Annotated in this window: 19 protein-coding genes; 5 read left to right on the top strand and 14 right to left on the bottom strand. The window is 36.0% G+C overall.

The genetic code is table 11. The annotated features are described in order from the left end of the window. Positions 1–506 precede the first annotated feature (506 nt). The 3 genes from QZ136_RS02025 to QZ136_RS02015 all read right to left on the bottom strand — a co-directional run bounded on the left by QZ136_RS02025 (position 507) and on the right by QZ136_RS02015 (position 2604). Positions 507–1142, bottom strand: coding sequence for a hypothetical protein (locus QZ136_RS02025; protein WP_291399764.1), 636 nt, complete (start codon positions 1140–1142; stop codon positions 507–509). An 81-nt stretch (positions 1143–1223) separates the two neighbouring features. Next, positions 1224–1502: a NifU family protein gene (locus QZ136_RS02020; RefSeq protein WP_291399762.1), complete on the bottom strand. Its 279-nt coding sequence runs from the start codon at positions 1500–1502 to the stop codon at positions 1224–1226. A 40-nt stretch (positions 1503–1542) separates the two neighbouring features. After that, a complete protein-coding gene (locus QZ136_RS02015) occupies positions 1543–2604 on the bottom strand; it encodes an Mrp/NBP35 family ATP-binding protein (RefSeq protein ID WP_291399760.1) in 1062 nt (353 codons plus the stop codon). 177 nt (positions 2605–2781) lie between these two features. On the opposite strand from QZ136_RS02015, the gene QZ136_RS02010 reads away from it, so the two are divergent. The 4 genes from QZ136_RS02010 (at position 2782) to QZ136_RS01995 (ending at position 6398) form a co-directional block, all read left to right on the top strand. Then, entirely contained in the window at positions 2782–4914 is a 2133-nt protein-coding gene (locus tag QZ136_RS02010) for a transglycosylase domain-containing protein (protein ID WP_291399758.1), read from the top strand. A 15-nt stretch (positions 4915–4929) separates the two neighbouring features. After that, positions 4930–5469, top strand: a complete 540-nt coding sequence (gene hpt, locus QZ136_RS02005; RefSeq protein ID WP_291399756.1) for a hypoxanthine phosphoribosyltransferase — start codon at positions 4930–4932, stop codon at positions 5467–5469. A 66-nt stretch (positions 5470–5535) separates the two neighbouring features. Next, the gene (locus QZ136_RS02000) at positions 5536–6201 is read left to right on the top strand and encodes a phosphatidylserine decarboxylase family protein (RefSeq protein WP_291399754.1); all 666 of its coding nucleotides are present in this window, start codon (positions 5536–5538) and stop codon (positions 6199–6201) included. A gap of 11 nt (positions 6202–6212) precedes the next feature. After that, positions 6213–6398: a hypothetical protein gene (locus QZ136_RS01995; RefSeq protein WP_291399752.1), complete on the top strand. Its 186-nt coding sequence runs from the start codon at positions 6213–6215 to the stop codon at positions 6396–6398. Positions 6399–6471: 73 nt separating this feature from the next. Here the strand turns inward: QZ136_RS01995 and QZ136_RS01990 are convergent, their stop codons facing one another. The 8 genes from QZ136_RS01990 to QZ136_RS01955 form a co-directional block, all read right to left on the bottom strand. After that, on the bottom strand, positions 6472–7617 hold the full coding sequence (locus tag QZ136_RS01990; RefSeq protein WP_291399750.1) for a mechanosensitive ion channel family protein: 1146 nt from the start codon (positions 7615–7617) through the stop codon (positions 6472–6474). Positions 7618–7759: 142 nt separating this feature from the next. Further along, positions 7760–8107: a 50S ribosomal protein L19 gene (gene rplS / locus QZ136_RS01985; protein ID WP_363244639.1), complete on the bottom strand. Its 348-nt coding sequence runs from the start codon at positions 8105–8107 to the stop codon at positions 7760–7762. A gap of 129 nt (positions 8108–8236) precedes the next feature. After that, positions 8237–8911 carry a tRNA (guanosine(37)-N1)-methyltransferase TrmD gene (gene trmD / locus QZ136_RS01980; protein WP_291399748.1) on the bottom strand — a complete coding sequence of 225 codons (675 nt, stop codon included), beginning with the start codon at positions 8909–8911 and terminating at the stop codon, positions 8237–8239. Between the two features lie 82 nt (positions 8912–8993). Next, complete coding sequence (locus QZ136_RS01975) at positions 8994–9194, bottom strand: helix-turn-helix transcriptional regulator (protein ID WP_291399746.1); 201 nt, start codon at positions 9192–9194, stop codon at positions 8994–8996. Further along, complete coding sequence (locus QZ136_RS01970) at positions 9184–9630, bottom strand: hypothetical protein (protein ID WP_291399744.1); 447 nt, start codon at positions 9628–9630, stop codon at positions 9184–9186. Before QZ136_RS01970 ends, QZ136_RS01975 begins: the two co-directional genes overlap by 11 nt. Positions 9631–9861: 231 nt before the next feature. Continuing rightward, positions 9862–11055 (bottom strand): anhydro-N-acetylmuramic acid kinase, encoded by a 1194-nt coding sequence (locus tag QZ136_RS01965; RefSeq protein WP_291399743.1) that lies wholly within the window; start codon positions 11053–11055, stop codon positions 9862–9864. A 33-nt stretch (positions 11056–11088) separates the two neighbouring features. Next, positions 11089–11616 carry a ribosome maturation factor RimM gene (gene rimM, locus QZ136_RS01960; protein WP_291399740.1) on the bottom strand — a complete coding sequence of 176 codons (528 nt, stop codon included), beginning with the start codon at positions 11614–11616 and terminating at the stop codon, positions 11089–11091. Between the two features lie 103 nt (positions 11617–11719). Then, positions 11720–12358, bottom strand: a complete 639-nt coding sequence (locus QZ136_RS01955) for a 30S ribosomal protein S16 (protein WP_291399739.1) — start codon at positions 12356–12358, stop codon at positions 11720–11722. 105 nt (positions 12359–12463) lie between these two features. On the opposite strand from QZ136_RS01955, the gene QZ136_RS01950 reads away from it, so the two are divergent. Then, positions 12464–12997 carry a 5'(3')-deoxyribonucleotidase gene (locus tag QZ136_RS01950; RefSeq protein ID WP_291399737.1) on the top strand — a complete coding sequence of 178 codons (534 nt, stop codon included), beginning with the start codon at positions 12464–12466 and terminating at the stop codon, positions 12995–12997. A 1-nt stretch (position 12998) separates the two neighbouring features. On the opposite strand, the gene lpcA is transcribed toward QZ136_RS01950, so the two are convergent. The 3 genes from lpcA to pfkA form a co-directional block, all read right to left on the bottom strand. Beyond that, entirely contained in the window at positions 12999–13565 is a 567-nt protein-coding gene (gene lpcA / locus QZ136_RS01945) for a D-sedoheptulose 7-phosphate isomerase (protein WP_291399735.1), read from the bottom strand. Then, positions 13565–14776, bottom strand: a complete 1212-nt coding sequence (locus QZ136_RS01940; protein ID WP_291399733.1) for a PQQ-dependent sugar dehydrogenase — start codon at positions 14774–14776, stop codon at positions 13565–13567. The genes lpcA and QZ136_RS01940 overlap by 1 nt, the downstream gene beginning before the upstream one ends. Positions 14777–14844: 68 nt before the next feature. Further along, entirely contained in the window at positions 14845–15828 is a 984-nt protein-coding gene (gene pfkA / locus QZ136_RS01935) for a 6-phosphofructokinase (RefSeq protein WP_291399730.1), read from the bottom strand.

The following is a 15828-nucleotide window of genomic DNA, read 5'->3' as shown; positions in this document are numbered from 1 at the left end:
TAATCAAATAAATCATGGTTCAGACAATTTAGATGGTTAGACTAATAACATCTAAAATACTCCAAAGCCTTTTGTCCTTACTCTTTACTCAGACAAGAGTTGTCAGTTAGCCGTTGTCAGGCTAGCGACATCTGAAATCCTACACCCTATCCTTAATCTTTGCTCCTAATTGTTTGGGAAATCAAATTAGCATCTCCAAAATCACATTAATCAAATAAATCATGGTTCAGACAATTTAGATGGTTAGACTAATAACATCTAAGATACTCCAAAGCCTTTTGTCCTTACTCTTTGCTCCTTATTCCTTACTCAGTTAAGAGTTGTCAGTTAGCCGTTGTCAGACTAGCGACACCCATGCTGTTTACTCAAGCCTTTTGTCCTTACTCTTTGCTCCTTATTCCTTACTCAGACAAGAGTTGTCAGTTAGCCCTTGTCAGGCTAGCGTCACCCATGCTGTTTACTCAAGCCTTTTGTCCTTACTCTTTGCTCCTTATTCCTTCTACCAACTACTGCCCTCTACTCTTATCCCCCTGAATAATCTGCTCAATAAATGCTCCCCAAGCGAAAGGATTAAGCAATGGATTTGCTAAGCGTTGATTGAAATTTCGGCTAGTTAACCTATTATGATTATTCTGAAAATTAAAGCTTTGCATCTCTCCTCCATCTCTAGGTAAGCTGGCAATCATGGATGCTAAACTCTCACGCGAAACGTTCTTTTTAGCAATTTCTAAGTCATCATCAGCAAATTTCATCGTCATAAATTCCTTTTTGAACTCATCAGTACTTGCCCAAGGATAAACCCTTACACCAGGAAGGTTAATCACCTCCTGCTTCATTTTCATTAAAATGGTGTATTTATTATCAGAAAGCCCTACAGGTATAACAACCCCCTCTTTTCTATACCCAACAGCGGTAAAAAGTAAAGTATCACCTTCATTAGCCACAAAGGAGAAATATCCCTTATAATTTGCTGAGAAATATTGATCTCTACCAGTAACATTAGCAATGGTTACATAAGGAACAACCGTATTACTGTCACGGTTCATAATCACCCCCGAAAACTGCACGAGCTTTTTATCTCTTACCTGCGCAAAGCCGGAAAAAGTACAAAACATAAGAAGAAAAAATAGACAGTTTCGCATGCTCAAATTTACTAAAATCGTAAGCGTATGGTGTTAAATTGTGTTAAATTGAAAAAGCAATATTAAAATTATACTGTAAAATTACTTCAATCGCTCAGGCAAGACCGCTTCAGGATCATCTATATCAGTCAGATTTATTGCCTCAACTGCTTCAATTTCAGGAACTGCACGCTTTATTGCCTGCTCAATTCCAGCCTTGAGAGTCATAATACTCATCGGACAAGAGCCACATGAACCTAATAAACGAAGACGTACAATATTATCAGACGTAATCTCCTCTATAGATACATTTCCACCATCAGCTTCCAAATATGGACGGATAGTGTCTAAGGCATTCTCTACTCTTTGCAACAAATCCATGTTTTTTCTTTTTATAAAGATACGAAATTTTTAAAAAATGCTATTTAACGGCATTTAAAATTGCTACTTGCTGCGCCACACGTTCAGCAATATCCATAAATGCCTTCGCCATCACGCTATTCTCCTCTAATATGATTGGCTTACCTCCATCACCCGCATCGCTAATGCTTTTCACCAAAGGTATCTCACCTAAAAATGGTGCATCAAACTGTTTAGCAAGTGCTTTTCCGCCATTTTGGCCAAAAATATAATACTTATTATCAGGGAGCTCCGCAGGCGTGAAATAAGACATGTTTTCAACAACTCCAAGCAATGGAATATTAATCGAATCCATTAAAAACATTCCAACTCCTTTACGAGCATCCGCAAGAGCTACATTTTGAGGTGTAGTCACAATTACTGCTCCAGTTATTGGAAACCCTTGAGCAACCGTGATATGAATGTCTCCTGTTCCCGGTGGAAGATCCACCACCAAATAGTCAATTTCCCCCCAATCAGCATCATTAAACAACTGTTTCACTGCCGTTGATACCATTGGGCCACGCCATGGCACAGGTTGGTTAGGGTCGGTGAAAAAGCCGATCGACAATAATTTTATTCCATATTTCTCAATAGGCTCAATTCTTACTTTTCCATCTTCCGCCTGCGATGAATTAGGCCGAGCATTCTCTAATCCGAACATCATGGGTATCGACGGACCATACACATCAGCATCAATTAATCCAACACTAGCACCCTTTTTAGCAAGTCCCAAAGCCAAATTAACTGCTACAGTTGATTTCCCAACACCGCCCTTACCCGAAGACACTAAAATAATATTCTTAATTCCAGCTAATGATCCCTCTGGCCTGCTACTCACCCTAGAAGTCATATTGATGCTTAAATCTGCATCCTTATTTACAAAATGAAGTATTGCATTACGGCATGCATTTTCGAGCATGGCTTTCATCGGACAAGCCGGCGTGGTTAAAACGACCGAAAAGCTGATTTTAAGTCCATCAATCTTTAAATCTTCAATCATGTTTAAACTAACAAGATCCTTTTTTAAATCGGGATCCTCAACATGACGAAGTGCATTATATATCTGTTCCTGCGTGATCATTTTTGAATATTAAGGAGATAATATTTTTGATTAAGTTTACCTCCAAATTTACTAAAAGTAGCTAGCTTATTTGCAGTAGATTTAGGTTTTTACAGTGGACTGACCAGCAATTACTTATCAAGCTGAAACCATTGTTTGTTTAAAAGCGTTATCTTTCTTTATTGGAGGTTAAATTACATGGAGATACCCGAGAAATATTTAAAAATTGCCAAAATCTCATTAATTAGCTTACTTGCAATTATACTTATTGCCGGTGGAATTGCCTATGCAAAACGTGAAGCTCTATTAAATGCAGCTATAAAAAGAGTGATTAATAAAGCAGATAGAGATTATAATCTAGAGCTAAAAATTGAAAGTGCCACTTTTGTAGGCCTCAGTAGCGTACAATTTAAAAATATTACAGCCGTTCCTCAAGATCGAGATAGTTTAGCGAAAATTGAAAACTTCAAAATTGGCGTTAAATTATTCCCCCTTCTCTTTGGAGATATTAAACTGGCAGAAATAAACCTAGACAGGGGTATAATTAACCTAGTAAAAAAAGATTCTATAAGTAATTATGACTTTCTTTTCCGCAAATCAAAAACAGATAGTACAAGTGCTAAATCGGATCTGGATTTAGCCAAATTTGCCAACAATCTGATTAATGAGATGCTTTATAAAATTCCTGATGATATGGATATCAGGGACTTTAGAATTAAACTTCAAGACGATTCAAACCTAGTTGATATTAATACCACAAATGCAAAAATTGATGGAGGTGAAGTAAAATCAACCATAAAAATTAATGGAAATGAATCTACTTGGCATATTGAAGGCAGTGTAGATCCGGATGATAAACAACTAGATTTGATGCTCTTTGCTGACAATAAAAAGGTTGAATTACCATATCTGGAGAAAAAGTTCGGTTTAAAACTGAACTTTGATACAGCAAGGACCGAAATGAGGGGACTTAAAAAAAGCGGGGATGAGTTGAAAATTAGCGGACTCTTCGAGGTGAAAAATATGCTGGTAAAACATCCCAGAATATCAGCTGCAGATGTGATTATTGAACGTGCTTCTATGGATGCCGAAATGCTTATCGGTGAAAATTTCGTTTCCATTGACAGTGCTTCAACCATTCACTTAAAAGATGTTGATATTCACCCTTTTATAAAATACACTCTTTCTCCCAACAAAATTTATGAATTAAAAATACGTACCGATGAACTAGATGCTCAGCAGATTTTTAATTCATTCCCACAAGGTTTATTTGAATCACTGGAAGGTATGCAAGTAGCTGGAAAACTACAATATAGCCTGGATTTTTATTTGGATTCTGAAAAAGCAGATGATGTGATTTTTAACTCAAGATTGAAGAATAATGGCTTCAAAGTTCAAAAATGGGGTAAAACAAATCTGCAAAAAATTAATGGGGACTTTGTTTATACTCCCTTTGAATATGGAAAGCCGATGCGGGATATAATCATCGGTCCCGAAAACCCAAATTTTACACCTATTGATCAAATCTCTCCTTATCTAAAAAATGCACTATTAACGGCCGAAGATCCTTCTTTTTATAGCCACAATGGCTTTGTGGAAGAATCGATTAGAAAATCTATTGCTACTAACTTTAAGGAAAAGGCATTCAAAAGAGGGGGCAGTACCATTTCGATGCAATTAGTAAAAAATGTGTTCTTAAATAGACAAAAAACACTATCCCGAAAGATTGAAGAAATTCTAATCGTATGGATCATGGAAAATGGCCGCTTGTCTAGTAAACAACGAATGTTTGAAACCTATCTTAATCTAATTGAATGGGGGAGGAATGTTTATGGCATCGGTGAAGCAGCTCGCTACTATTTTAGTAAACACCCCTCTGAACTTAATATTGGAGAAAGTATCTTCCTCGCTAGCATCGTTCCAAAACCCAAATCAGGATTATATCGCTTTGAAGGAGATGGGAGTTTAAGATCGAGTTTAGCATCTTACTTTAATTTTATTGGCGGAATTATGGCCAAACGTGGCATGACTGCTCCCGACAGTACAAATTATGGTTTCTATTCAGTACGTTTACGAGAAAGTTTACGATCGGGATTAGCAACCGACTCATTAGTTGTTGACAGCTTATTGAAAAATAGCGATTTTGAAGAAGATGATCTAGTCTTACAACAACTATCAATAATCAGGAAAATTGATAGTCTTCAGCTCAAACAAAATTCAAAAGTTAAAACTATACCAAAAGATACCAGCATAAATACCATATTACCAAGTCGGAAGGAAAAAAGAGAACAAAGAAAAATTGAGCGGAAACCACCCGATAGAAAACAATAATTTAATAAAATAAGCATGAAAATAGAAATTGATGATAAACACTTTGAACTTTTGTTTGAATATGAGCAAATTAAGAAGCGAATTCGTTTATTGGCAATACAGCTAAATATTGATTTTGAGGATAAAATCCCCGTATTTCTTGGTGTATTAAATGGTAGTTTTATTTTCCTTGCAGATTTAATCAAAGAGATTGACATATCTTCTGAGATTACTTTTGTGAAGGTTTCGTCTTATGAAGGCGATAAAAGTAGCGGAAAAATCAAAGAAGAAATTGGTTTGCAAATGTCTTTAAAAGATAGAGATGTAATTATTGTAGAAGATATTGTAGACAGTGGAAAAACACTTGAATATCTCCTGAAAATGGTTGAAAAACAAATGCCTGCCTCTGTAAACGTATGCTCACTCTTGTTAAAACCCAATTCTTTAAAGGTTGAGCTTGATGAGATTACTTATGTTGGTTTTGAAATCCCAGATGAATTTGTTGTTGGCTATGGCTTAGATTATAAAGGTTTAGGAAGAAACTTGAAAGATATTTACAAAGCTGTTAAATCGTAATTATTCAAAAGCCAACAAACAGTTTAATTCAATTTTGTACTTTTGCAGAAATTTAATTAATAAATAATGACCATTCATAAAGAAGGATACACATCCATAGCGCTCTGCATTCTATTTGTTTTTGTACTAAATGCAGTTGTACAATACCTTCTACCAGATACAACATGGTTTATTTGGACCATTTATATCCTTTCATTTGCACTATTCGTAATCATTCTTCAATTTTTTAGAAGTCCGGCAATTAACGTAACCCGAAATGACGACCATGTTATCTGTCCGGCAGACGGAAAAGTAGTTGTGATCGAAGAAACTGAAGAAACTGAGTTTCTTAAAGAAAAGCGAATTCAAGTTTCGGTTTTTATGTCGCCTATTAATGTTCATATTAATAGAAATCCAATCTCAGGCATCGTAAAATATTACAAATATCATCCAGGCAAGTTTTTATTTGCTTGGAATCCGAAATCATCTACCGAAAACGAAAGAACCACGATTGTAATAGAAAACAAATCAGGCGTTTCGGTATTATTTCGTCAAATAGCAGGAGCCCTAGCTAGAAGGATTGTTTGCTATTCAAAAGAAGGGCAAGAGTCAATTCAAGGTGAAGAATTTGGATTCATTAAATTTGGGTCGAGAGTAGATCTTTTCTTACCTTTAGGTACAGATATCAAAGTTGGACTGGGTGATACCGTTAAAGGTGGAATTACTGTACTAGCACATTTAAATAAACCATAAAAATAAATACGATGAAAAAATTAAGCGGATTTTTAGCAATTGCATTCTTTGCTGCAACTTTAACACTTAGCGCTCAAGAGCCTAAAACTAAGTCACAAAAAGGTGAGAAAATGGAATGTAAAATGGGAAAAGATTGTAAAATGGACTGCTGTTCAGATAAAGGAAAAACTAAAAAATCTTCAAAAAAGAAAGATTAATTAAAATTATAAAGCCGGTTTAAAAACCGGCTTTTTTTATGCCTCGAAAATGGGACTATAGAATTAATAAATATTACTCTGCCTTTGTTCCAATATATTCATTATAAACCGTTTGAGAAGGGAAAGCAAATCCTGCTCCATTTTCTGTCACAATCTGCATTATGCGATAATTAATATCCTCCCTGATGTGCATATATTCGTTGTAATCAACGATCTCAATAAAATAGAGTACTTGTATGTTTAGTGACGATTCGCCAAAGGAGTCGAAGCTAACAAGGGTATCCGGACTAGTAGCAGGATGATTGTTTACAAAATTTTGAATCTCAGTCGAAATTTTTTTCATCGTGTCCACTGGAGTTTCATATTTCAATCCAATATTAAACTTCATTCTTCTGAGGTTTCTGAGGCTCAAATTTTCTAGCGGACTATCAACCATTTTCTTATTGGGAATAACAACCAATGTTTTGTCGAGCGTTCGAATGAGGGTACTTCTAAAACCAACTTTTTCAATTGTGCCTTCAAATTTGTCGATTCGAACAAGATCGCCCACAACAAATGGTTTATCAGCAAAAATGGTAAACGAGCCAAGCAAGTTTTGTAGCGTATCTTGAGCTGCCAATGCAACTGCAATACCCCCAATTCCTAAACCAGCAATAATAGTGGCCACATTTAACTTAAAAACGGCACCTAAGATCACAAATACAGCAAAAACAATAGTTAATATCTTGGATAGTTCCTTAATAAAAGGTACCATCTGACTATCGGTTTTTGATTCAGAGAAAGTTGCTTTGTATTCAAATACATAAGCGATGAAATCAATAATTCTTAAAAATATCCAAAAAGAAGAAACGATAAAGAGAAATAAAAATACATTGTCGATTATTTCAATCAGAGTGATTTCAAATACGGATGGTAAGGAGTTTACCAAGGTACTTCTCCTAAATATGACCTCTTGGAGTGGATAGTCTAATTGATTGATAGCTAAATATACTACCACAAAAAGTATAAGCACTTCAACTGGCCGCATCAAAAGATCTATAAAGATTTTAGGATCTGCACCTGTTTGGATTCGCATAAACAAGCGAAACATAAGTCTGCTTAAAAGCCTCGAAAAAATACGCTTAAATAACAAACCAAACAGAAGTATAGCCGCAAAAATGCAATAGTTTTGAATGCTATTTCCTAAAAATTGTTGAGCAAAAAATTCAGCGTTTACCATCTTTTAAAAGAATATTAACTCAAATTAGACCTTAAAATAACCAATTTATATAGGATTAATCCTATGAAAAAGAACTTACGAATGCTTTTAAACAAAAAAACCTCCTAGAAAAATCTAGGAGGCGGAAAATTTTATAGTTTAATTATACTCTTTTTGATTTAATACGAGCAGCCTTACCAGTTAATGCACGTAGATAGAATAGTTTCGCTCTACGAACTTTACCATAGCTATTTACTTCGATCTTTTCGATATTCGGTGAATTTACTGGAAATATACGCTCTACACCAACTCCATTCGACATTTTACGTACTGTAAAAGTCTCATTTACACCTACACTATTACGCTGAATAACAACACCCTGATAAATTTGGATACGTTCTTTATTTCCTTCGCGAATTTTATAGTGAACACTAACCGTATCACCGGCTTTGAATGCAGGAACTTGCTTTTTTACTACTGCCTGCTCTTCAACAAATTTTACTAAATCCATGATTTTAAGCTCTTAAATCGATTTTTAGCCCGTAAAAATCGGACTGCAATATTAGGAAAAATTTTTTACACAAACAAGGTTTTTCCACATTTTCGCTTTTTTAATTTATTTAAAACTGTTTTTTTATAATTATTCCAAAAGATCTGGGCGTCTTTGCTTTGTTCTTTCTAAGGCTTGTTCATGCCTCCATTCATTGATAGCTGCCTCATGGCCACTAAGCAAGATATCGGGTACCTTATGCCCTCGCCAGTCCGCCGGACGGGTATATACTGGTGCATCAAGTAATTCTCCTTGAAATGAATCTGATAATGCCGAAGTTTCATCATTCAAAACACCAGGTAATAATCGAACAATACTATCAACCAAAACCGCTGCGGGTAATTCACCACCCGAAAGAACATAGTCCCCAATTGAAATTTCCCTACTAACGAAAATATCTCGGATACGCTGATCAATACCTTTATAATGCCCAGCCAATATCATGATATTTTCTTTACTCGATAACTCATTGGCCATACTTTGATTCAAAGTCTTTCCATCAGGAGTCATAAAAATAACTTCATCATAATCGCGCTCAGCCATTAATTTTTCAATACAATTGGCAAAGGGCTCAATTCCCATCACCATTCCACTTCCTCCGCCATACTGATAATCATCTACCGATTTCTGCTTATTGGTGGAATAATCTCTTAGATTATGGACAAAAATCGCTGCAAGTCCCTTTTTTTGAGCACGTTGCAAAATAGAGTGTGCAAAAGGACTCTCCAATAAATCGGGTAAGACGGTGATGATATCGAAACGCATTCTACAAAGATAGGCAGGAGAATTGGAAATTGAGAACGGAGATTAAATACATTGAATAGCATCAAGCTAATCTAGATTATTCTTAGTCCCCTTCTTCAAGAGAAAAAATCTCATCAACTGACACGGCAAACACCTTAGCCATTTTTAATGCTAAAACAGTTGATGGAACATATTTTCCAGACTCAATTGTATTTATAGTTTGACGCGAAACTTGTATTTTTTCAGCAAGCTCTGCCTGTGTGATATCCAGAATGGCTCTTTGAATGCGCAAATTATTTTTCATCTTCTGTCCTCTCTCTCCTCAGTAAATGCAAGCTAAAATTGAATTTTACAATGAAAATTAATGGTACAGTAAACATATTATAGACTAAAAAACTATAAAACGTAGTGCCATAAAACACAAAATTAAGAATAAACAATACCCCGAAACTGATCAAAACAGACCATTGCCAGCATTTTAATCGTATCAAAGTAAGGTATTCATCCTCCATTTTCTCTTTGGCAAATGAAATCATCATCAAACCAATAACCACTCCAGCTAAAGCCAATTCATTGGTAAGGTTATAATCGGCAAATAATCCTGGAACCTTAAACGGCAAAGCAAATCCTGGAATCTTATATTCCCAATATAAAGTCGCTATGCCTAAGCATGCAGATAGAATAAAAATTATCCAGCCAATTACCTTGTATTTGCCCGGAATTAATAATGAATTTTTCATATCAATTTTATTTTACTAAATGTAAAGTTTATTTGACACAAAATCCAAATAAATTTTACATTTTTTAAATTTTTACTCTCAAAATGTTGAAAATTATTTAGGAAGGGCAAATGAAACAATGTTCTTTATGTGTTTAATACACATTGCTTTCACAATAAAGACCGCCGTAAAAAGGATTTTGCTTGATTAGAGCAGTTGCTTCAATTTATTAATGTTCCTTTAGCCGCCTTATTAGCGAGGAAAACTAATCTTCCCCATCGAAATAGAGGGAACGCCAGGATGGGCGCCAAAATTTGTATGGCCACCTGCAACAGCTTCATTTCCTAATAAAGCAAAGAGAACCGCCTCCTTAGCATCGGGAGCAATACCCAAATCAGAACTAAATTTAAGTTTTTTACCCAATTGCTCTTCAATCAGGTGTAACAGTAAAGGATTGTGCATCCCACCGCCACTGATATAAATTTCATAAGCTCCTTTTGATCCTACACTTGATCTAACCGCATCTACTATACTCTTAGCTGTAAAAGCGGCTAAAGTGGCCAGAATATCTTCATTTGAAAGCTTTTCCAAGCCGGTTTTGCTAATTGCATTGCTTAAATAAGCTAGACTAAAAAGCTCCGGACCAGTAGTCTTGGGATAATCCGATTTGAAGAAATCATGAGAAAATAGAGAATCTAGCAGTTCAGGATTTACAGTTCCGGAAGAGGCAATTCTAGCATCTTCATCAAAATATTTACCGGGATAATGCTGCTGTACAAACTGATCCATGAGGGTATTCCCGGGACCAACATCCGAGGAGAAAAAATCAGTTGAATGCTTAGCAGGAAGAAAGGTGAAATTGGAAATTCCTCCTATATTAAGCATAATTCGATTTTCTTCGGCACTCGAAAAAAGTAAATAATCACCATAAACCGAAAGTGGGGCACCTTCACAACCTACAGCCACATGCTTTTGCCTAAAATCACTAATAGTAATTATCCCTGTAGCCACGGCAATATGATCACCATCGCCTATTTGAAGCGTTGCATTGGGATAGGAATCTGCTGCACGCTGATGTTTAGGCGCATGAAAAACGGTTTGACCGTGACTAGCAATCAGATCAATTTCATTTACAGCAATTCCCCAATCACTTAAGTTCTTGAGAATAAGCTCTGCATAATATTTTCCTATAAAAGCATTTAAAATGGTAAGCTTCTCAAAATCAACATTTTGCTTAGCGAAAATCGATTTAAGATCTTCTTTAAAGTCGGATGGGTAAGTCTCACTTGAAAAGTTTAAAACCTTAACCTGAGTCTCTAATCCGCTATCCCTGAATTCACAAAGAGCAATATCTAAGCCATCAAAGGAGGTCCCAGACATTAATCCAATAATTTTTCTGTTCGGTTTATTGGCGATTTCGTGAAGGGAAGTAATATTCGGATTCATAATTCTCTATAAAAATAGAAAATTAATTAAAAATTAAGACTCTAAATAAAGATCAATTAAGCCCTCTGGAAGGTTAACTTTAAGAGTTCCATTTTCCTCATCAATTTCAACAATGAGATCATCATTTAATGGAAACATGATTTCCTTAAATTTATAGGGAACAACAGCCACAAATTGCTGTGGGTACTCATGAATTTCAATAATTTCACCAAGCTCACCAACTGTTTGATCGTGAACAATAAAACCCTTAAGGTCAGTAATTAAGAATTCATCTTCATCTCTAACAGGCTTCAATTTATTGGGAAGATAAAGCTTTTTACGAATGAGTGTTTCCGCCTTCTCAATCGTATCAATATCATCAAAATAAAAATTTCCAGTCTGGTTATTCTGAAGTTTATAGGATGAAATAAAAAATGGGACTAATTTGCCATTAATCTCTGCAAAAACGGAATCAAGAGGAAGATCTGCGGGTTCATCATATTCAAAATAAACCTGAACCTCACCCTTTAAACCCTTGGTTTTGGTGATGTAGCCTATATAAAAACAGTCCTCAATCTTCATTTTTTTAAAACAAGAACGTCATTGCTAATGTGCCTTTAATTGCTTTCTATTAGAAAACTTTAGGGTACATCGGCAATGACGTTATTAATATAATTCTTTTGAATTACTCTGCCTTTTCGTCAGATGGAGCTTCTTCAGTTGCTTCAGCTTCTGGAACAGCTTCTTCAGCAGGAGCAGCTTCTTCAGCTACTGGTGCGTCAACTTCCTCTGCAGATGCTTCAACTTCAGCAGAAACTTCAGCCTCTGGAGCTTCTTCAGCTACAGTTTCTTCCACTTCTGGAGCAGGAGTGTTTTTTGCAACAATTGCTGCTGCAATTTCTTCCTTCTTCTTAGCTTCAGCTAGCAAAGTTGCTTTCTTAGCTTCTTCTTTTGAATTTTTAAGGTTTTCTTTCTTTCCTTCAATCTTGCCTGTTTTTCCTTCTAACCACTGAGCAAATTTAGCTTCAGCTTGTTCTGGAGTAAGGGCACCTTTTTTAACACCACCTTCAAGATGCTTCTTGTATAAAATACCTTTGTATGAAAGTATCGCACGACAAGTATCTGTTGGCTGAGCTCCTTTGTTTACCCAATCCAATGCTTTTTCGAAATTAATTTCAATTGTAGCCGGATTTGTGTTTGGATTGTAAGAACCTAATCTTTCGATGAATTTACCATCTCTTGGAGCACGAGCGTCTGCTACCACTACGTGATAAAAAGGTTTTCCCTTCTTACCGAATCTTTGCAATCTGATTTTAGTTGCCATTTTTCAAGTTTTATGTATTCAACATATTCCCGGAGTCTATTCTGCGGGGATGCAAAGATATTAAAAAAATAACATTTAAAAAATGGATTTCGCTATTTTTGAGACATGTCTGAAAGAAAACTCCGAATTGCAGTGGATATGGACGAAGTTATTGCCGATCCAATATCCAAATTTATTAGTCTTTATAACCGTGATTATGGTATTCCCCTCGACCTTCAAATTCATCCGGGAAATGAAGTCTACCACCATGTTCCCGAAAATATTAAAATGAAATTATGGGATTATATCAATGAAAAGGGCTTTTTTAGAGATCTCGCTGTCATGCCCAACAGCATTGAGGTTTTACAAAAACTTCAAGAAAAGTATGATATCTTCATTGTTTCTGCAGCCATGGAATTCCCTAATTCTCTTCAAGATAAATATGAATGGTTAGCAGACCATTTTCCATTTATTGGATGGCAGAATATTATCTTTTGCGGACATAAAATAGTGAATGTGGATATTTTAATTGACGATCGCATTAAAAATTTCGCCGAATTTAACGGTAGAAAATTACTTTTCTCATCCCCACATAACCTTTTAATCACTGATTATGAACGGGTAAACAATTGGAAAGAGGTGGAACAGAAATTGTTATAGCTTAAAGTTTTGACTCTATATAATCAATCAGCGAATGAATAATTTTTATATGGATTTCCTGCGCTCTATCAGCATAATTTGATTTAGGGGCACGGATTTCCACATCACAAAGACCCGACATTTTACCACCGTCTTTACCCGTAAGTCCAATAATTTTCATGCCCTTAGCTCTAGCCGTATCAATAGCATTCAACACATTTTCAGAATTGCCACTGGTGCTAATCGCGAAAAGCACATCACCTTCTGATCCAATGGCCTCCACCATTCTTGAAAAAACGAAAGCATAGCCATAATCATTTCCCACACAGCTAAGATGTGTAGGATCAGAAATAGAAATTGCAGGGAGTGCTGGTCGATCATTTCTATATCTTCCAGAAAGCTCTTCGGCAAAATGCATGGCATCGCTCATAGAGCCACCATTACCACAAGAGATAATTTTTCTGCCCGATTTTATAGCATGAACAAGTATTTTTCCAGCCGTTTCAATGTTTTCGAAATTAACAGGATTAGAAATAAATATTTCTAAAACCTCTCTAGCTTCTGTAAAATGTTGTTTAATTCTTTCCATTATGGCTTTACTAATTTGTAAACGGCTCCATTGGTGCCTTTGGGACCAACCTCTTGATTGCTTAGTACATATATTTCCGAAGCATCATCTTCGGCAAAACCCAATATTTTTAAATCACCAGAAGGTTTATCTAATAACTCAATCGTACCTTTCTGCCAGGACTTTCCGTTTTGCTCTAAAAAAAACATGGGTCCGGTCCAGTCGGCAAATACATATTTTCCTGAAAGTGCTGGAATCGACTTCCCATTATAAACATATCCTCCTGTTACACTGATACCCTTATCGTGTTCGTATTCATAAATTGGGAGCTTTAACCCTTCGGTTTTACAATTATTTTCAGGATCAAAACAATGGCTCGCTTCCATAATTTTCCAGCCATAATTGCCACCCTTTTCCACAATATTTACTTCTTCAAACTTGTTCTGACCAACATCAGCTACAAAAAGTTGCCCAGTCTTTTTGTCGAATGAAAACCTCCACGGATTTCGGAGTCCGTAAGCCCAAATTTCAGCTTTCACCGATTTATCAGATACAAAAGGATTGTCCTGTGGAATAGCATAAGGTAAACCTGCATTGACATCAATTCTTAAAATTTTACCCAGAAAAGTGCTCAAATCCTGCCCATTGCCGATTTTCCCATGTTTATCACCAGCACCACCTCCATCACCTAAACCAATGTACAAATAACCATCGGGACCAAATTTTAATTCGCCACCATTATGGTTACTTTCTGGTTGTTGAACCTTCAATAAAATTCGTTCGGATGAAACATCAGCTCTAAGCGGATCGTTGCTTACTTTGAATTCTGAAATGATTGATTGATGATCACTACCTTTTACATCAGTAGGTGCGCTATAGTAAACATAGAATTTCTTGTTCTTCTCAAAGTCGGGATGCAGGGCAATACCCAATAAACCCCTTTCATCGTAGGCTCCACTCAACTTAACAAGCTTATTTTCTAAATCTAAAAGGGGCTCTTCAAGCAAAGAATTGCCCTTAATGATCCTAATTTGCCCAGTTTGCTCAGCAAGTATCATGCTTCCATCTGGGGCAAATACCGCCGAAACAGGTGAATGTAGTCCGCTAGCAATTTCCAATAATTTTACTGAAATGCTTTTCTCATTACTCGTATTGGTCTTGGAATCAGCACAGCTCACTAATAATGAAAAGATTAAGACAATTAGGATATTAAATCGATTCATAGGCTTCATAATCATTATAATTTGAGCGGCTATTTTATTCAATAACAATTGAATTGTCATGAACCAAGTTTTACCATTTACAGCGATAAAATATCTACAATCTTCAATAATTCAGAATTTACATCCTTATTATGCTTAATTGCACTGCTAAATGGTGTAAAATGTATTTTCCCATTCACAATTCCAATCATTTCACTCGTTCTGCCTTCTAAAAGTGACTCAACCGCTGCTACTCCTAATCTGCTTGCCAAAACTCGATCCATGCATGATGGTGAACCACCTCGTTGAATATGTCCCAAAATTGAAACTCTGGTATCAATACTTGGGAACTTCTCTTTTACAATTTTAGCAATTTCAAATCCACCACCCGCATCGTCACCTTCAGCAACAATAATAATTTTTGAAGATTTGTCTTTTCTACTAATTTCTAAACGCTTTAATAAAGCATTAATATCTGTTTTTGTTTCAGGAATTAGAATGGCTTCGGCACCTGAACCTATTCCGCTTCTTAATGCAATTAATCCCGAATCTCTACCCATAACCTCCACAATAAACAAACGATCATGAGATTCAGCAGTATCACGAATCTTATCTACCGCATCAATAACTGTATTGATAGCAGTATCATAGCCAATAGTATAATCGGTACCTTGTAAATCATTATCGATAGTACCCGCCAGACCAAGAATTGGAATATTAAATTCTTCATGAAAAATATTGGCACCTGTAAAGGTACCATCACCACCGATGGCCACGAGGGCATCAATACCATTTTTCTTTAATTGCTCATAAGCTTTAACTCTACCTTCTTTGCTACGAAACTCTTCACTGCGAGCTGTTTTTAGTACCGTTCCCCCGCGTTGGATGATATTTGCAACCGATTTCCTTTCCATAGGTAGAAACTCACCACTAATCATTCCATCATAACCCCTCAAAATACCGGTTACCTTGATATCATGGAATAATCCAGTTCTAACAACCGCACGTATCGCGGCGTTCATACCCGGAGAATCACCCCCGGAGGTAAAAACTCCAATATTTTTAATATTTACTTTAGTCAT

Source organism: Daejeonella sp. (assembly GCF_017495225.1).
Taxonomy (GTDB): domain Bacteria; phylum Bacteroidota; class Bacteroidia; order Sphingobacteriales; family Sphingobacteriaceae; genus Daejeonella.
This window is presented reverse-complemented; position numbering and strand designations above follow the sequence as displayed.